This is a genomic window from Pseudomonas sp. RSB 5.4, from assembly GCF_037126175.1.
GTDB lineage: Bacteria > Pseudomonadota > Gammaproteobacteria > Pseudomonadales > Pseudomonadaceae > Aquipseudomonas > Aquipseudomonas fluorescens_H.
In genome coordinates this window covers 3,780,104-3,796,111 of sequence record NZ_CP146986.1, presented here as the reverse complement: position 1 = coordinate 3,796,111, position 16,008 = coordinate 3,780,104, and the positions used below count along the sequence as shown (strand labels likewise).

General features: G+C 62.3%; 17 protein-coding genes. 12 read left to right on the top strand and 5 right to left on the bottom strand.

Features of this window, described 5'->3' with window-relative positions; all coding sequences use genetic code 11:
- Nucleotides 1–313: 313 nt before the first annotated feature.
- From mpl to V9L13_RS17145, 3 genes are read left to right on the top strand one after another with little or no spacing between them, the layout of a single operon-like run.
- Nucleotides 314–1,663 carry a UDP-N-acetylmuramate:L-alanyl-gamma-D-glutamyl-meso-diaminopimelate ligase gene (gene mpl / locus V9L13_RS17155; protein WP_201136482.1) on the top strand — a complete coding sequence of 450 codons (1,350 nt, stop codon included), beginning with the start codon at nt 314–316 and terminating at the stop codon, nt 1,661–1,663.
- Nucleotides 1,660–2,307, top strand: coding sequence for a flavin prenyltransferase UbiX (ubiX, locus tag V9L13_RS17150; RefSeq protein ID WP_003228582.1), 648 nt, complete (start codon nt 1,660–1,662; stop codon nt 2,305–2,307). The genes mpl and ubiX overlap by 4 nt, the downstream gene beginning before the upstream one ends.
- Nucleotides 2,300–2,584 (top strand): YceK/YidQ family lipoprotein, encoded by a 285-nt coding sequence (locus tag V9L13_RS17145; RefSeq protein ID WP_047602534.1) that lies wholly within the window; start codon nt 2,300–2,302, stop codon nt 2,582–2,584. The genes ubiX and V9L13_RS17145 overlap by 8 nt, the downstream gene beginning before the upstream one ends.
- A 163-nt stretch (nt 2,585–2,747) precedes the next feature.
- On the opposite strand, the gene V9L13_RS17140 is transcribed toward V9L13_RS17145, so the two are convergent.
- From V9L13_RS17140 to V9L13_RS17130, 3 genes are all read right to left on the bottom strand, one after another.
- Complete coding sequence (locus V9L13_RS17140) at nt 2,748–3,389, bottom strand: oxidoreductase (RefSeq protein WP_003228578.1); 642 nt, start codon at nt 3,387–3,389, stop codon at nt 2,748–2,750.
- Between the two features lie 27 nt (nt 3,390–3,416).
- A complete protein-coding gene (locus tag V9L13_RS17135; protein ID WP_003228577.1) occupies nt 3,417–5,144 on the bottom strand; it encodes a C13 family peptidase in 1,728 nt (575 codons plus the stop codon).
- 102 nt (nt 5,145–5,246) lie between these two features.
- A complete protein-coding gene (locus V9L13_RS17130; protein ID WP_003228575.1) occupies nt 5,247–5,702 on the bottom strand; it encodes a MaoC family dehydratase in 456 nt (151 codons plus the stop codon).
- 181 nt (nt 5,703–5,883) lie between these two features.
- Here V9L13_RS17130 and V9L13_RS17125 point away from each other — a divergent pair, with 181 nt between their 5' ends.
- From V9L13_RS17125 to V9L13_RS17115, 3 genes are read left to right on the top strand one after another with little or no spacing between them, the layout of a single operon-like run.
- A complete protein-coding gene (locus V9L13_RS17125) occupies nt 5,884–6,246 on the top strand; it encodes a CidA/LrgA family protein (RefSeq protein ID WP_103486260.1) in 363 nt (120 codons plus the stop codon).
- The gene (locus tag V9L13_RS17120; protein WP_003228570.1) at nt 6,246–6,962 is read left to right on the top strand and encodes an LrgB family protein; all 717 of its coding nucleotides are present in this window, start codon (nt 6,246–6,248) and stop codon (nt 6,960–6,962) included. The genes V9L13_RS17125 and V9L13_RS17120 overlap by 1 nt, the downstream gene beginning before the upstream one ends.
- 10 nt (nt 6,963–6,972) lie before the next feature.
- Nucleotides 6,973–7,563: an LON peptidase substrate-binding domain-containing protein gene (locus tag V9L13_RS17115; protein ID WP_003228568.1), complete on the top strand. Its 591-nt coding sequence runs from the start codon at nt 6,973–6,975 to the stop codon at nt 7,561–7,563.
- 3 nt (nt 7,564–7,566) lie between these two features.
- Here the strand turns inward: V9L13_RS17115 and V9L13_RS17110 are convergent, their stop codons facing one another.
- A complete protein-coding gene (locus V9L13_RS17110) occupies nt 7,567–8,883 on the bottom strand; it encodes a bifunctional DedA family/phosphatase PAP2 family protein (RefSeq protein ID WP_338800091.1) in 1,317 nt (438 codons plus the stop codon).
- 191 nt (nt 8,884–9,074) lie between these two features.
- On the bottom strand, nt 9,075–9,773 hold the full coding sequence (locus tag V9L13_RS17105; protein ID WP_338800090.1) for a DNA-3-methyladenine glycosylase: 699 nt from the start codon (nt 9,771–9,773) through the stop codon (nt 9,075–9,077).
- Nucleotides 9,774–9,950: 177 nt separating this feature from the next.
- Between V9L13_RS17105 and V9L13_RS17100 the strand changes: the two genes are divergently transcribed.
- The 6 genes from V9L13_RS17100 to rodA all read left to right on the top strand — a co-directional run bounded on the left by V9L13_RS17100 (nt 9,951) and on the right by rodA (nt 15,998).
- The gene (locus V9L13_RS17100) at nt 9,951–11,222 is read left to right on the top strand and encodes a glutamate-5-semialdehyde dehydrogenase (protein WP_338800089.1); all 1,272 of its coding nucleotides are present in this window, start codon (nt 9,951–9,953) and stop codon (nt 11,220–11,222) included.
- Nucleotide 11,223: 1 nt separating this feature from the next.
- Nucleotides 11,224–11,913: a nicotinate-nucleotide adenylyltransferase gene (nadD, locus tag V9L13_RS17095; RefSeq protein ID WP_201137067.1), complete on the top strand. Its 690-nt coding sequence runs from the start codon at nt 11,224–11,226 to the stop codon at nt 11,911–11,913.
- Between the two features lie 72 nt (nt 11,914–11,985).
- On the top strand, nt 11,986–12,480 hold the full coding sequence (gene rsfS / locus V9L13_RS17090; protein WP_003228555.1) for a ribosome silencing factor: 495 nt from the start codon (nt 11,986–11,988) through the stop codon (nt 12,478–12,480).
- 9 nt (nt 12,481–12,489) lie between these two features.
- Nucleotides 12,490–12,957 carry a 23S rRNA (pseudouridine(1915)-N(3))-methyltransferase RlmH gene (gene rlmH / locus V9L13_RS17085; RefSeq protein ID WP_003185785.1) on the top strand — a complete coding sequence of 156 codons (468 nt, stop codon included), beginning with the start codon at nt 12,490–12,492 and terminating at the stop codon, nt 12,955–12,957.
- A gap of 10 nt (nt 12,958–12,967) precedes the next feature.
- Complete coding sequence (gene mrdA, locus V9L13_RS17080) at nt 12,968–14,863, top strand: penicillin-binding protein 2 (RefSeq protein WP_003228554.1); 1,896 nt, start codon at nt 12,968–12,970, stop codon at nt 14,861–14,863.
- A 31-nt stretch (nt 14,864–14,894) separates the two neighbouring features.
- Nucleotides 14,895–15,998 (top strand): rod shape-determining protein RodA, encoded by a 1,104-nt coding sequence (gene rodA / locus V9L13_RS17075; RefSeq protein WP_049827977.1) that lies wholly within the window; start codon nt 14,895–14,897, stop codon nt 15,996–15,998.
- Nucleotides 15,999–16,008: the final 10 nt, after the last annotated feature.

Below are 16,008 nucleotides of genomic sequence, written 5' to 3'. Positions count from 1 at the left end.
AAAGCTGCGTAAGCACGCGATCTCCCGTTAAACCGCGTCGCGCCATTCGCGAGCAAGCCCGCTCCCACAGGATTAGCGCCATCCTTGTGGGAGCAGCTTGGGGTCAGCCGCAACACCCTCTATAGAAAGCTGCGTAAGCACGCGATCTCCCGTTAAACCGCGTCGCGCCGTTCGCGAGCAAGCCCGCTCCCACAGGATTGGCGCCATCCTTGTGGGAGCGGGCTTGCTCGCGAAGGCGTCGGTGCAGACGAAACACAAGGTGCGATTTTTCCCACCCTACGCTAACCTGCGGCCATGTTTTACGAGGTCGACTATGCACATTCATATTCTGGGTATCTGCGGGACTTTCATGGGCTCGATGGCGGTTCTGGCCAAAGAGCTGGGCCATCACGTGACCGGCTCCGACGCCAACGTCTATCCGCCGATGAGCACGCAGCTTGAGGCCCAGGGCATTCAGCTGACCCAGGGCTACGATCCGGCCCAGCTCGATCCGGCGCCGGATCTGGTGGTGATCGGCAACGCCATGTCCCGCGGCAATCCGGCGGTGGAATATGTGCTGAACAAAGGTCTGCCCTACGTCTCCGGCCCGCAATGGCTGGCCGATCACGTGCTGCAAGGGCGCTGGGTGCTGGCGGTTGCCGGTACGCACGGCAAGACCACCACCAGCAGCATGCTCGCCTGGGTGCTGGAACACGCCGGCATGAGCCCGGGGTTCCTGATCGGCGGGGTGCCGCAGAACTTCTCGGTGTCGGCGCGGTTGGGCGGTACGCCGTTCTTCGTGATCGAGGCCGATGAGTACGACAGCGCGTTCTTCGACAAGCGTTCGAAGTTCGTCCACTACCGCCCGCGCACCGCGATCCTCAACAACCTTGAGTTCGATCACGCCGACATCTTCCCCGACCTGCCGGCGATCGAGCGGCAGTTCCACCACTTGGTCCGCACTATCCCGAGCGAAGGTCTGGTGATCCACCCGACCACCGAGCCTGCCCTGCAGCGTGTGATCGAAATGGGCTGCTGGACCCCGGTGCAGACCACCGGTGTCGGCGGTCAGTGGCAGGTCAAGTTGCTCAAGGATGACGGTTCGGCGTTCGAAGTGATGTTCGAAGGCGTGTCCCAGGGCACTGTCGAATGGGAGCTGACCGGTCAGCACAACGTCGCCAACGCCTTGGCTGCGCTGGCAGCGGCGCGGCATGTCGGTGTGGTGCCGTCGATGGGCATCGCCGGGTTGAGCGCATTCAAGAACGTCAAACGCCGGATGGAGAAAGTCGCCGAAGTGCGCGGCATCACCATTTACGACGACTTCGCCCACCACCCGACCGCCATCGCCACCACCCTCGATGGCTTGCGCAAGCGCATCGGCGACGCCCCGTTGATCGCGATCATCGAGCCGCGCTCCAACTCGATGAAGCTCGGCGCGCACCGTGACGGTCTGCCGGACAGCGTGGTCGATGCCGATCAGGTGATCTGGTACGCCCCGGCCAATCTCGGTTGGGATCTGGCAGCCACCGCCGCACTGTGCAGCGTGCCCTCGATTGTCAGCGACTCGCTCGAAGGCATCATCGAACGCGTGAAGAGTCAGGCCCAGCCTGGCACTCACGTGGTGATCATGAGCAACGGCGGCTTCGGCGGTCTGCACGGCAAACTCGCCGAGGCACTGCAATGAACACTTTTTCCCAGAACGGCGGCCCGGAACGCATCACGCTGGCGATGACCGGCGCGTCCGGCGCGCAGTACGGTTTGCGCCTGCTCGATTGTCTGGTGCGTGAAGATCGCGAAGTGCACTTCCTGATCTCCAAGGCCGCACAACTGGTGATGGCCACCGAAACCGATGTCACGCTGCCGCCCAAGCCGCAGATGATGCAGGCGTTCCTCACCGAATACACCGGCGCCGCTGCCGGGCAGATCCGTGTGTACGGCAAGGAAGACTGGATGTCGCCGGTAGCCTCGGGCTCCGGCGCACCGGCCGCGATGGTCGTGGTGCCGTGTTCCACGGGTACCTTGTCGGCGATTGCCACGGGCGCGTGCAACAACCTGATCGAGCGCGCGGCGGACGTCACCTTGAAGGAACGTCGCCAGTTGATTCTGGTGCCACGCGAGGCGCCGTATTCGAGCATTCATCTGGAACACATGCTCAAGCTGTCGAACATGGGCGTGACCATCCTGCCGGCCTCGCCGGGCTTCTATCACCAGCCGCAGACCATCGACGACCTGATCGATTTCGTCGTCGCGCGGATTCTCAATCTGTTGGGCATTCCGCAGGACATGCTGCCGCGCTGGGGCGAACATCATCTGAGCAGCGATGAATAAGCTGCTGGCAATTGTGCTGGCCCTGCAACTGGCCGGCTGCGCCACCGCGCGCACGCTGGATGCGGCCAAACCGGGGGCGCCGGTGGTGTATTCCGGGACGCGCCTGGATTTGTATGCGATGAATGGCGGGTGCTGCGCGATGGATCGCTTCGGCGCTGAAGCGCCGAGCTATCCGGGCGTGGATCTGCCGGCGAGTGCGTTGCTCGATACGCTGCTGTTGCCGTTGTCATTGCTGACCGTGATTGGCGTGGGATTTCAGGCGACTGGCGGGTTGTAGGGGAGTGTGTCGCACTCCTGTGGCGAGGGAGCTTGCTCCCGCTGGGCTGCGAAGCGGCCCCAAAACCCCGCGATTAAATCCTTCAGATACACCGCATCTTTCAGGGTTGGCGACTGCTGCGCAGTCGAGCGGGAGCAAGCTCCCTCGCCACAAAGTCCCGCTGTTATTTGCCGAGCTTGCGCAATTCATCCGACTCGACGATCCGCACCCCGTCCTGTTCTTCCAGCGCCAGACGCCACATCGCCCGGGCCAGTTGGCAGGCTTCGATGCCGCGGTACTTGCCGGGAATCAGCTTGGAAAACGGCGCCGCAAGCTGTTCGCCCAGGCGCGGTTCGCTGCGATCTCCCAGTAATAGCGATGGCCGGCAGATGGTCAGTTGCGGCCAGTCCTGAGCGCGCAATGCCTGCTCCATCTCGCCTTTGACCCGGTTGTAGAAAATCGACGATTTCGGATCGGCGCCCAGCGCACTGATCACGATCAAGTGCCGCGCGCCCATCTCCCGCGCGCGTTTGGCGAAGGCCACGACCATGTCCAGATCCACCGCGCGGAAAGCGGCTTCGGAACCGGCCTGTTTGATCGTGGTGCCGAGGCAGCAATAGGCAATATCGACGCGTCCGCTCAGTTGCGGCAGAAAGGTCTGTGGGTCGCCCACCGGGTTTTCCAGGTGCGGATGTTCCGCCAGCGGCCGACGGGACGGCGCGAGCACGCGGGTGATCGTCGGCTCGTTGAGCAAACGGTCGAGCAGATGCTCACCGGTCAGTCCGGTGGCTCCGGCAAGCAAAACGTGCTGAGGCGTCAAGTACATAGTGTTTCTCCCTTGATACTGTTCAGCTTAGTTGCTGTTTGTTGCTCCGTCGTTCAATGCAGCACTCTGCAACGCTTTTCTCGCTTGCTGTTTACGCAGCAGTTGCCAGTGCGCCAGTACGGTTTTCGGTGCCCAGATCTGCGGCTCCGAGGCTTCGAAGTTGTCCGCCAGTTCGCGCTCGGCGACGGTGGCCTTGGCCAGTTTGAACGCTTGCTCCAGATCATCGGTCTGGTTCAGGGCCTGAGCGAACAAGGCGTCGCCGAAGTAGGTGAAGTTGGCTTCTTCCGAGCAACCGAACGACACGCGGTCGGCGCGCGAGGCGGTCATGATCAGGGTGCGCTCATCTTTCAGCGCGGGGATGAAGCCGCCGGAATAGCACGAGGAAATCACGATCACCTTGTCGCGATTTTTCAGCGGGGCCAGCACCGTGGCAAGTTCGTCGGCGGGCAGGTCGGCCAGCTCCATGCGCGGCTGGTCGAGCACCAGTTCGTGTTCGGCGGTGCCGTGGCTGGTCAGGTAGATGAACACCAGGTCTTCCGGGCCGCTGCGCTCGGCCAGGGTCTGCGCGGCGCGGCGCAGGTTTTCGCGGGTGGCCATCGGTCGGTCGGTGAGATGGTCGCGATGGTTCACCAGGCGGATTTGTCCATAGGCGCCAAACCGCGTGGAGAGCATGTTGGCGACATAATCTGACTCGCGCAGGAACACGCTTTGCTTGCCGTCGCCACCGAGGGTCAGGGTGTACAACTCCACCGCAGGCGTTGAGGCGGGCACGGCGGCCAGCGCCTCGTCCAGCAGACGACCCTGGGCCAGCAGGCCGAGTTCGAGGGTGTCGGGCAACAGCTTGCCGTCGGCGTCACGTACGCGCTGGCCGTTGATCCAGGTGCCGCTGAGGACGGTGCCGTCGGTCAGCACCAGAGTGCCACGTCCGGCGTAGCTGTCGCTGTCGAATTCGCCGATGTAGAAACTGCCGTCGGCCAGGTTCAAACGGCCCTGTCCGCTGAAGCGCCAGTCGTTGAAGTAGCCGACGTAATGGCTGCCGTCGGCACCGATCAGTTCACCCTTGCCGGTCAGTGCGCCTTCCTTGAATTGGCCGAGCCAGACATCGCCGTCGGCGTTTTCATAGCGGCCCTTGCCGTGCAGCTGGCTGTTCTTGAAGCCGCCGACATAGATGTCGCCATCGGCACTGTTGAAGGTGCCATTGCCTTCGAGTTGGCCGTTGACGAAGTGGCCGCTGAATGTATTGCCGCTAGAGTCGCCGCGCTGGCCTTCGCCGTTGGGTTTGCCATGGGCGAACTGGCCCTGATAGGAGCTGCCGTCGTCCATTTCCAGACGGCCCAGCCCGGAATACTGGTCAGCCTTGAACTCGCCACGGTAGGTCATGGCGTTTTCTTTCAGCGTGCCTTCGCCATCGCGTCGGCCCTGCTTGAAACCGCCGGTGTAACTGCTGGCGTTGGTGGTCAGGCTGCCCTGACCGTCGAACAGTCCCTGCTGGAACTGGCCGCGATAGACCTCGCCATTGCTGCCGTGCCACTCGCCCTGACCATGCCACTGACCCTTGTCGAACTGGCCGGCGTACCAGCTGCCGTTGGGGTAGTCGACGCGACCCTGACCTTGCAGCAAACCGTTGACCAGTTCGCCGCGATAGCGTCCGCCATCCGGCAGCCGTGCATCCGGGGGCAGCAGCGATTCGCCGTCGCCGCAAGCGGTGAGCATCAGGGTCAGGGCAATGGGTGCAAGAGAAGCGAGTGGGCGCATAGCGGGATCCGGGCAATTAGGCGACCGAGTATGCCGCAGCTATGTGTCGCATATATAGAGAGGGAACGCGAAACAGCGTGAGCCGCTTCGCATCCGGGGCACTTAGACGAAGCAGAGCGACAGCGGTTCGGCGATGTAGGCCGGTTTGTCCGAGCCTTCTATCTCCAGTGTCGCGGTGGCCTTGAGCAGCCATTGACCGGGTTTTTTCTCGGTCACTTCGGCCAGATCGACTTTCAGGCGAACTTTCGAATTGACCTTCACCGGCTGGATGAAACGTACGCTGTCCAGGCCGTAATTGACCACCATCTTCAGGCCTTGCGGCAGCACGAGGATGTCTTCCATCAGTTTCGGGATCAGCGACAGCGACAGGAAACCGTGAGCAATGGTGCTGCCGAAAGGCGTTTGCGCGGCTTTGACCGGATCGACATGGATGAACTGATAATCCCCGGTGGCTTCGGCGAACAGGTTGATGCGCTCCTGATCGATGGTGAGCCATTCGGAACGTCCGAGTTCCTTGCCGACATAATCTTTGAGCTCTGCAACTGGAACATAGGGCATTGAGACTCTCCTTGGGTTCATCGGTTTTATAGTTTTTCAGGTGGGGGATTTGACCGCCCTGCGAACCACTGTAGATCAACATGGCGATTTGCTCCGGTCAACCGACCATGCTTTTGGCGAATGCCGATGCATAGCGCCAGCGTGCTTATAATGCGGGGCGCTTTTTCACAGGGGATGTCGGATGTTGTTACGTGGCCTGACCATGCTGGTGCTGTTCCAATTGCTCGGCACCGCGCTCAACCACTTGCTGCTGCCGGTGCTGCCGGGGCCGATCATCGGCCTGCTGCTGTTGCTGGTGTTCCTGATCATTCGCGGCGAAGTCGCTGAACCGCTGAACCTCGCCGCCGGCAGCCTGCTGCGCTATCTGCCGTTGCTGCTGGTGCCGCCGGCGGTGGGCGTGATGGTGTATGCCTCGGCGATTGCCGCCGACTTCTGGGCGATTGTCGGTGCGCTGGTGCTGTCGCTGATTCTGTCGATGGCGTTCGCCGGGGTGCTGATGCAACGGCTGGTCAAGCGCCATGCGCCGCACTCGGAGGAGTCGTGATGCTCTTCGATTGGCAAGGGGCCTGGGCTTCGGTCATCCATCATCCGCTATTCGGCATTGGCATCACCCTCGGTGCCTATCAACTGGTGCTGGCGGCGTTCGAGAAAACCCGCTGGATCTTTCTGCAACCGGTGCTGGTCTCCATGCTGCTGGTGATCGGCGTGCTGGTCGGCTGTGGCCTGACCTACGCCGAGTACCGCAAAAGCACAGAGATCCTCAGCATTCTGCTGGGCCCGGCCACGGTGGCACTGGCGGTGCCGCTGTATCTGAACCTCAAACGCATCCGCCAATTGTTCTGGCCGATTTTTACTACGCTGGTGATAGGCGGGGTGGTTGCCACTGGCATGGGCGTTTTGCTGGGATGGTGGTTCGGTGCCGATCATATGATCCTGATGACCATGGCGCCGAAGTCGGTGACTTCACCGATTGCGATGCTGGTGGCCGAGCAGATCGGTGGCGTCGCGGCGCTGGCTGCGGTGTTCGTGCTGATCACCGGGGTGATCGGGGCGATCTTCGGCCCGGCCATGCTGACCCGGCTCGGTGTCCACAGCCCCGAGGCGCGTGGCATGGCGCTGGGCATGACCGCACACGCGGTCGGCACCTCGGTGGCGTTGCAGGAAAGCGATGAGTGCGGCGCCTTCGCGGCGCTGGCGATGAGTCTGATGGGCGTGGCCACGGCGGTGTTCCTGCCGTTGGCGGTGTCGATGGTGGTCTAAGGAAATGTCTATGAGTCTGCCGCTTTTTCCGCTCAACACAGTGCTGTTTCCCGGCTGCAACCTCGACTTGCAGATCTTCGAGGCGCGCTACCTGGACATGATCGGCCGCTGTATGAAACAGGGCGGCGGTTTCGGCGTGGTGTGCATCCTTGACGGCCACGAAGTTGGCGTTGCGCCAGAAGGCTTTGCCCTGGTCGGCTGCGAGGCGCGGATCACCGATTTCCAGCAACAGGACAATGGTCTGCTGGGGATTCGCGTGCAGGGTGGGCGGCGTTTTCAGGTGTTGCACACTGAAGTGCAGCGTGATCAGTTGATACTCGCTGACGTCGAGTGGCTGGACGATGAGCCGGAGCAACCGCTGCAGGACGAAGACGCCGATCTGGTGGCGCTGCTCAAGGCCTTGGCCGAGCACCCGATGGTCGAGGCTTTGAACATGGGCACTGAGGCCTTGGGCCAGCAGTCACTGGCCAATCAACTGGCGTATCTGCTGCCGTTCGCCGAAGAGGACAAGATCGACCTGCTGCAACTCGACGATCCGCAGCAGCGGCTGGATGCGATCCAGGCGCTGCTTGATGAACTGCAGGGCGAGTTGTTCGCCTGAGCGTCAGTAGGCGTAGCGCAGCATCGTATGCGGCAAATGCCGCAGAACGAAGAAGCCGAACAGCGCGACCAGTGCCGGCAGCACCAGCCACCAGACTTTCTGTGGCATGGGTTCAAGCGGCGTGTTGCGCTGGCTCAGCCACAAGGCAGCAGCGCAGACGCACGCTGCCAGCATCGCCCCGGCCAGAATATCGGTCGGCCAGTGCGCGCCCAGATACACCCGTGACAGCGCAATCGCCATGGCCGGAATACAGCCGAGCAGCAGCCACGTCAGGCGCATGCGCGGCGGTTGTCCGCGTCCGGCCAGCACGGCGAGGGTCAGGAACAACGCAAACGACCCTGACGCATGGCCGCTGGGCATGCTGAAACTGGTCAGCGGTTCGGTCAGAACTTCCGGTCGAACACGAGCGAAGAATTGCTTGGTCGCGGTGTTTGCCAGCGCCGTGAACAGCAGTGTGCCGCCGACGAAAATAGCCTGTCGCCATTGCTTGCACAGCAACAGCAGGCCGGTCAGCAATGCACTGAACACGAACATGTTGCGGAACTCACCGATCAGCGTGAAGGTGACCGCAATTTCATCCAGCACGGGTTGACGGTGCTCTTGCACCAGCGTCATCACACCCTGATCGAGCGCACTCAGATACGGATAGCCGACGAACAGGCCGAACAGAATCAACAGACTCATGCTGCTGATCCACAGCGTGGCGCGGCGATGCTGACGCAGGCTGCTGTTGACGCTCAGGCCGACCATCACCGCGATACTGCCGGCGACGATCCCGGCTTGCAGCCAGAAACCTTCCGGTAGTGGCAGGCGGATTGCCGCGCCGGTGGCCCAACCCGGCAGCAGGTAGGCGACGCTCCAGCCGGCAGCGGCCAGCAGGCTGACGGCGGCGAAGCGTGGGAAGGGCATGTCGCACATGCCGGCGACCATCGGCAGCATTGGCCGCAGCGGGCCAATGAAACGGCCGACCAGCAGGCTGGCAATACCGTAACGCTGGAAGTAGGTTTCGGCCCCGGCCATCCATTCCGGGTGATGGCGCAGGCCGGGCAAACGGCGGATGTTCTGGTGGAAATGACGGCCCAGGTAATACGAAACCGCATCGCCCAGAATCCCGCCGAGAAAACCCAGCAGCAAGGTTTCACTCAACGACAGTGCGCCGCTGCCGGCTAGTACGGCCACGGCAAACAACAACACAGTGCCGGGCACGATAATTCCGGCAATCGCCAGACACTCCACGAATGCGACGATAAACACCGCAGCGGCCAGCCACTGCGGATTGGCGGCGAGCCACCCGGTCACGCTATCGAGCCATGGGCCCATACAAGCAACTCCATCAAATCTTCAATTGGCCTCAAAGGGTGCAGGCTATTTTCAACAGCACTCAGTTCCCCTGTGGGAGCGGGCTTGCTCGCGAATGCGCTGTGTCATTCAACTCATCCGCTCCTGACACGGCCCCTTCGCGAGCAAGCCCGCTCCCACAGGGGGATTTCATCTATTTCAAATCCGTCACTTCAGGGCAGCAAAAAATAATCGCGACCTTCGACCTGGCCCCGGCGCAGCGGGTTCCGTGTGCACCATTGGGCGTATGTGGCGTCGACGAAGCGGTACATCAGGTGTTCGTCGCGGCCATGGGGGATGCCCAGACGGGTGGTCTGGATAATCTGCGTCGGCGCCGGCCCGGTGTCTTCCACCAGTATCCGTTCATGATCGAAACGCTTGGCGTCCCACATCGGCACCTTCAACCCCAGCGCCTTGCACAGCAGCGTCTGTCCGGCGCAAAGCTTTTGCGAAGGGCGCGGCCGACCCTGAGTGTCAGGGTTGTTCAGCAGCATTTGCGCCAGACTTGCCTGCCCGCTGATTTCATCGACCCACGGGTAGGCGGACTTGATCAGCACCGCGTTGCCTGGCCCTTGGGCGCTGAAGTTCAGCGAATCGCCGCCCCGGGCGTAGTACATATAGATGTGCCCACCGTCCAGAAACAAAGCCTTACGCTTTTCCGTATAACCGAGCGACGCATGACTGCCTTTTTCCGCGCAGTAATAGGCTTCGGTTTCGATGATCCGGGCGCTGAGCCACAGATCGCCGACCCGGTGGCGGATGACTTTGCCGAGCAGATTGCGGGCCAGCACTTGCGCGTCACGGTCGAAAAAAGCGTCCGGAAGGCCCAGTGGCAGGCGCTCGGCGGTGGCGCGAACGGTCAGGTTGGACATGGCAAACGAGGTTTATCCAGGCGAAAGAGGTCGTGATGATAGCAATCCGAGGCTTAATTACGGCTGAACGTCGGCAAATTGCAGTCCATTTCGACCATCCGCCTGTCACCGCTGTTAGTCCCGGGACGCGACAGCTATAATCTGCCGCTTTCCTCTTTGCCAAGACCCCAGCAGACCATGACTGAGTCCGTTCTTGACTACATGACCCGATTGGGTCGCGCCGCCCGCGAAGCTTCCCGGGTCATCGGCCGTGCCAGCACCGCGCAGAAAAACCGCGCCCTGCAGGCTGCTGCCAATGCGCTGGACGCCGCGCGCGCCGAGCTGGCCGCAGCCAATGAACAGGATCTGGCCGCCGGTCGCGCCAATGGTCTGGAGCCGGCCTTGCTGGAACGTCTGGAACTGACCCCGGCACGGATCGACGGGATGATCGTCGGCCTGCGTCAGGTCGCGGCACTGCCCGACCCGGTCGGGGCGATCCGCGACATGAGCTTTCGTCCGTCCGGCATTCAGGTTGGCAAGATGCGCGTGCCGCTGGGCGTGATCGGGATCATCTACGAATCCCGGCCCAACGTGACCATCGATGCCGCCAGCCTGTGCCTGAAGTCCGGCAACGCGACCATCCTGCGCGGTGGTTCCGAGGCGATTCATTCCAACCGGGCGATTGCTGCGTGCATCCAGCGCGGTCTGGCCGAGGCCGAGTTGCCGGCAGCCGTGGTGCAAGTGGTCGAAACCACGGATCGCGCCGCCGTCGGCGCGATGATCACCATGCCCGAGTATGTCGACGTGATCGTGCCGCGCGGTGGTCGGGGCCTGATCGAGCGCATCAGTCGCGATGCCCGCGTGCCGGTGATCAAGCATCTGGACGGCATCTGCCACGTGTATGTCAGCGAGCACGCGGATCTGGCGAAAGCCCAGCGCATCGCCTTCAATGCCAAGACCTACCGTTATGGCATCTGTGGTGCGATGGAGACCTTGCTCGTCGATCAAAGTGTTGCGAAGGATTTCCTGCCGTCGATGGCGGCCCAGTTCCGCGAAAAAGGCGTCGAGCTGCGTGGCTGCGAGCGCACCCGGGCGATCATCGACGCGGTGCAGGCCAGCGAAGACGACTGGAGCACCGAGTATCTGGCGCCGATCCTGTCGATCCGCGTGGTCGACGGGCTGGACCAGGCCATTGAACACATCAACCATTACGGCTCGCATCACACCGACTCGATCGTCGGCGAAAACCTGGCGGACACCCGGCGTTTCGTCGCGGAAGTCGACTCGGCGTCGGTGATGATCAACACCCCGACCTGCTTCGCCGATGGATTCGAATACGGATTGGGTGCCGAGATCGGCATTTCTACTGATAAGCTGCACGCCCGCGGCCCGGTGGGCCTCGAAGGACTGACCTGCGAGAAGTACATCGTGGTCGGTGATGGCCAGTTGCGCGGCCAGGCGACGGTCTGACTTGACCGACCTCGACCTGACAGCGCCGCTGCCTGACAGCGAACTCCGACCCCGGCGCATCGGCGTACTGGGTGGCACGTTCGATCCGGTGCACATCGGCCATTTGCGCGGTGCGCTGGAAGTCGCCGAAGCGCTGACGCTCGACGAGCTGCGCATGATGCCCAGCGCTCGGCCGCCGCATCGCGATACGCCGCAAGTGTCGGCGCAGGATCGGCTGGCAATGGTTGAATGCGCGGTGGCCGGAGTGCCGCCGCTGGTGGTGGACGCCCGCGAATTGCAGCGGGACAAGCCGTCCTGGACCATCGATACCCTGGAGTTGATGCGTGCCGAAATGGCCGCCGAGACCCAGGTTTTTCTGCTTTTGGGCTGGGACGCATTTTGCGGCCTGCCCACTTGGCACCGCTGGGAAGAGTTGCTCCAGCATTGCCACATCCTGGTGCTACAGCGCCCGGACGCCGACAGCGAACCGCCGGATGCCTTGCGCAACCTGCTGGCAGCGCGTTCGGTGAGCGACCCGCTGGCCCTGAAAGGGCCGAGCGGACAGATTGCATTCGTCTGGCAGACACCGCTCGCGGTTTCCGCCACCCAGATCCGTCAACTGCTGGCCAGCGGTAAGTCGGTACGTTTCCTGGTGCCCGACGCGGTCCTGGCCTACATCGATGCGCACGGTCTGTACCGTGCGTCGAACTGAACAAGGCGTGCTTCACTGATACGAATCCACGTATCGCCAAGCCGCCGAATACATGAGCAAAACGAGTTTTATATGACTGACAAAGATGTAAGCAAAGTTAAGCGTAAAGGCACGTTCAAGAGCGCGCCGCTGCCGGAAGTGGCCAACACCAACGAGCCGCTGAAAGGCGACGAACTGGTCAAGGTTGCCGTGGCCGCCCTGGAAGACGTCAAGGCACAAGACATCCAGATCATCGATGTTCGCGACAAGCAGAGCATCACCGACTACATGATCATCGCTACCGGTACGTCCAATCGCCAGATCAACGCGATGCTGGACAAGGTCCGTGAAGAAGTCAAAAAGCAGGGCGCCAAGCCGCTGGGCGAAGAAGGCAAGGGCGACAGCGACTGGGTGCTGCTCGACCTCGATCTGGTGATCGTGCACATGATGACTGCCTCGGCGCGTCAGTTCTACGACCTGGAACGCCTGTGGGCCGGTGCCGAGCAAAGCCGTGCGGCAGACGCCAGGCACCACAGCCCGGAAAACACCCACGAGCATTTCACCAAGCTCAACAAAGACCAGCTGTAAGGGATTGCTGTGCGACTGCGACTGATCGCCGTCGGTTCACGCATGCCCAAGTGGGTGGAAGAAGGCTGGCATGAATATGCCAAGCGTCTTCCGTCCGAGCTGGCGCTGGAACTGGTGGAAATTCCGCTCAATACCCGTGGCAAGAACGCCGACGTGGCCCGTTTCATCCGTCAGGAAGGCGAAGCCATGCTGGCCAAGGTCGGGCCGAACGAGCGGATCGTCACGCTGGAAGTCCACGGCAAGCCCTGGAGTACCGAGCAGCTGGCGGTCGAACTCGACCGTTGGCGGCTGGATTCGCGCACGGTCAACTTCATGGTTGGCGGCCCCGAAGGGCTGGCGCCGGAAGTCTGCGCCCGCGCCGATCAGCGCTGGTCGTTGTCGCCGTTGACCTTGCCGCACCCGCTGGTGCGGATCCTGATCGGCGAACAGCTGTACCGTGCCTGGACCGTGCTGTCCGGTCACCCTTACCACAAGTAGTCCTGCCCTCATGTCTCAGCCGATCCGCATCAAGGACCACGAAAAGGACGCCCGCCTGGTGCGTAGCCGCGTCGTGTTCGGGGCCATTGCGGTCATGCTGTTGATCTGCGTATTGATTGCGCGGCTGTACTACTTGCAGGTGATCCAGTACGAGTACCACTCGACGCTCTCGGAAAACAATCGCGTCCACGTGCAGCCGATTCCGCCGACCCGCGGCTTGATCTTCGACCGCAACGGCGTGGTGGTGGCGGACAACCGCCCGAGCTTCAGCCTGAGCATGACCCGCGAGCGTTCCGGCGACTGGCAGCAAGTGCTTGACGTGATCGTCGAAGTGCTGCAGCTGACGCCCGAGGACCGGGTGATCTTCGAAAAGCGCATGCGTCAGGGGCGCCGGCCGTTCGAGCCGGTGCCGATCCTGTTCGAGCTGACCGAAGAGCAGATCGCCAGGATCGCGGTGAACCAGTTCCGCCTGCCAGGGGTGGAAGTGGTCGCGCAGCTGGTGCGCCACTACCCGCAGGGCGCGCACTTTGCGCACTCGGTGGGTTACATGGGGCGCATCAACGAGAAAGAGCTGAAGACCCTCGACCCGGTCAATTACAGCGGCACTCACCACATCGGCAAGACCGGCATCGAGCGTTTTTACGAGCCGGAATTGCACGGCCAGGTGGGTTACGAGGAAGTCGAGACCAACGCCCGAGGCCGCGTATTACGCGTGCTCAAGCGTACCGATCCGATTCCCGGCAAGGACATCGTCCTGAGCCTGGACATCAAGCTGCAGGAAGCGGCCGAGGCCGCGCTGGGCGGGCGCCGTGGCGCGGTGGTAGCGCTCGATCCGAACACCGGCGAAGTGCTGGCGATGGTCAGTCAGCCGAGTTTCGACCCGAACCTGTTCGTCACCGGCATCAGCTTCAAGGCCTATGCCGAGCTGCGCGATTCCATCGACCGGCCGCTGTTCAACCGGGTGCTGCGCGGTCTGTACCCGCCGGGTTCGACGATCAAGCCAGCGGTGGCGATTGCCGGTCTCGATGCCGGTGTGGTGACAGCGTCGAGCCGGGTGTTTGACCCCGGTTATTACATGCTGCCCAACTACGATCACAAGTACCGCAACTGGAACCGCACCGGTGACGGTTTCGTCGATCTCGACACGGCGATCATGCGTTCCAACGACACCTACTTCTACGACCTGGCGCACAAGCTGGGTATCGATCGGTTGTCGGCCTACCTGAACAAGTTCGGCATCGGCCAGAAGGTCTCGCTGGACATGTTCGAAGAATCCCCCGGCCTGATGCCGTCCCGCGAGTGGAAACGCGCGACGCGCAAACAGGCGTGGTTCCCGGGCGAAACCCTGATTCTGGGGATCGGCCAGGGCTACATGCAGTCCACCCCGTTGCAACTGGCGCAGGCTACGGCGCTGGTGGCCAACAAAGGCATCTGGAACCGGCCGCACCTGGCCAAGACCATCGAAGGCGCCAAACCGGTAGACGAAAACCCGATGCCGGATATTGTCCTGCGCGATCCGTCGGACTGGACCAAGGTCAACCACGGCATGCAACAGGTTATGCACGGCGCCCGGGGTACGGCGCGCAAGGCGGCGATCGGTGCGCAATACCGCATCGCCGGCAAGTCCGGTACGGCTCAGGTGGTCGCGATCAAGCAAGGTGAGAAATACGACCGCTCCAAGGTTCAGGAGCGCCACCGCGACCACGCCTTGTTCGTCGGTTTCGCCCCGGCCGACAACCCGAAAATCGTGGTCTCGGTGATGGTCGAGAACGGTGAGTCCGGCTCGGGTGTCGCCGCGCCAGTGGTGCGTCAGGTCATGGATGCCTGGCTTCTGGACCAGGATGGTCGGTTGAAGGCCGAATACGCCGGTCCTATCAGTGCGGAGGCTACGGCCCGTGATGAATAATTTTGATCGCATGCTCTCCAGCGAGGATGTGATGCGTCGCCGCGCGACGCTGCTGCAACGTCTGCATATCGATGGCCCGCTGTTGATCCTGCTGCTGATCCTCGCCGCAGGCAGTCTGTTCGTGCTGTATTCGGCCAGCGGCAAGAGCTGGGATCTGCTGGGCAAACAAGCCACTTCGTTCGGCATCGGCCTGGTGTCGATGATCGTCATCGCCCAGTTCGAACCGCGTTTCATGGCGCGCTGGGTGCCGCTCGGTTACGTGGTCGGCGTGGTGCTGCTGATGGTGGTGGACATCATGGGCCACAACGCCATGGGCGCGACGCGCTGGATCAACATCCCCGGGGTGATCCGCTTCCAGCCCTCGGAGTTCATGAAGATTCTGATGCCGGCGACGATTGCCTGGTATCTGTCCAAGCGCACACTGCCGCCGCAGCTCAAGCATGTGGGCATCAGCCTGTTGCTGATCGGTGTGCCGTTCATTCTGATCGTGCGCCAGCCCGACCTCGGTACGTCGTTGCTGATTCTGGCCGGCGGCGCATTCGTGCTGTTCATGGGCGGGCTGCGCTGGCGCTGGATCCTCAGCGTGCTGGCCGCCGCCGTGCCGGTGGCGATCGCCATGTGGTTCTTCATCATGCACGACTACCAGAAACAGCGGATCCTGACCTTCCTCGACCCGGAAAGCGATCCGCTCGGCACCGGCTGGAACATCATCCAGTCGAAAGCCGCGATCGGTTCCGGCGGTGTGTTCGGCAAGGGCTGGCTGCTGGGCACCCAGTCGCACCTGGACTTTTTGCCGGAAAGCCACACCGACTTCATCATCGCCGTCCTCGGCGAAGAGTTCGGTCTGGTGGGCATCTGCGCGCTGCTGCTGATCTATCTGCTGTTGATCGGTCGCGGGCTGGTGATTACCGCCCAGGCGCAGACGCTGTTCGGCAAATTGCTCGCCGGCGCGTTGACCATGACGTTTTTTGTTTATGTTTTCGTCAACATCGGTATGGTCAGTGGCCTGTTGCCGGTGGTGGGGGTGCCGTTGCCGTTCATTAGCTACGGAGGAACTTCGCTGGTGACACTGCTGTCAGCGTTTGGGGTTTTGATGTCGATTCATACGCATCGCAAGTGGATCGCACAGGTTTGAATAAGGTGAA

Excerpts from the sequence above, each read along its gene's own strand:
- mpl (WP_201136482.1), top strand. The coding sequence starts at position 314 with ATGCACATTCATATTCTGGGTATCTGCGGGACTTTCATGGGCTCGATG.
- ubiX (WP_003228582.1), top strand. The coding sequence starts at position 1,660 with ATGAACACTTTTTCCCAGAACGGCGGCCCGGAACGCATCACGCTGGCG.
- V9L13_RS17145 (WP_047602534.1), top strand. The coding sequence starts at position 2,300 with ATGAATAAGCTGCTGGCAATTGTGCTGGCCCTGCAACTGGCCGGCTGC.
- V9L13_RS17140 (WP_003228578.1), bottom strand. The coding sequence starts at position 3,389 with ATGTACTTGACGCCTCAGCACGTTTTGCTTGCCGGAGCCACCGGACTG.
- V9L13_RS17135 (WP_003228577.1), bottom strand. The coding sequence starts at position 5,144 with ATGCGCCCACTCGCTTCTCTTGCACCCATTGCCCTGACCCTGATGCTC.
- V9L13_RS17130 (WP_003228575.1), bottom strand. The coding sequence starts at position 5,702 with ATGCCCTATGTTCCAGTTGCAGAGCTCAAAGATTATGTCGGCAAGGAA.
- V9L13_RS17125 (WP_103486260.1), top strand. The coding sequence starts at position 5,884 with ATGTTGTTACGTGGCCTGACCATGCTGGTGCTGTTCCAATTGCTCGGC.
- V9L13_RS17120 (WP_003228570.1), top strand. The coding sequence starts at position 6,246 with ATGCTCTTCGATTGGCAAGGGGCCTGGGCTTCGGTCATCCATCATCCG.
- V9L13_RS17115 (WP_003228568.1), top strand. The coding sequence starts at position 6,973 with ATGAGTCTGCCGCTTTTTCCGCTCAACACAGTGCTGTTTCCCGGCTGC.
- V9L13_RS17110 (WP_338800091.1), bottom strand. The coding sequence starts at position 8,883 with ATGGGCCCATGGCTCGATAGCGTGACCGGGTGGCTCGCCGCCAATCCG.
- V9L13_RS17105 (WP_338800090.1), bottom strand. The coding sequence starts at position 9,773 with ATGTCCAACCTGACCGTTCGCGCCACCGCCGAGCGCCTGCCACTGGGC.
- V9L13_RS17100 (WP_338800089.1), top strand. The coding sequence starts at position 9,951 with ATGACTGAGTCCGTTCTTGACTACATGACCCGATTGGGTCGCGCCGCC.
- rsfS (WP_003228555.1), top strand. The coding sequence starts at position 11,986 with ATGACTGACAAAGATGTAAGCAAAGTTAAGCGTAAAGGCACGTTCAAG.
- mrdA (WP_003228554.1), top strand. The coding sequence starts at position 12,968 with ATGTCTCAGCCGATCCGCATCAAGGACCACGAAAAGGACGCCCGCCTG.
- rodA (WP_049827977.1), top strand. The coding sequence starts at position 14,895 with ATGCGTCGCCGCGCGACGCTGCTGCAACGTCTGCATATCGATGGCCCG.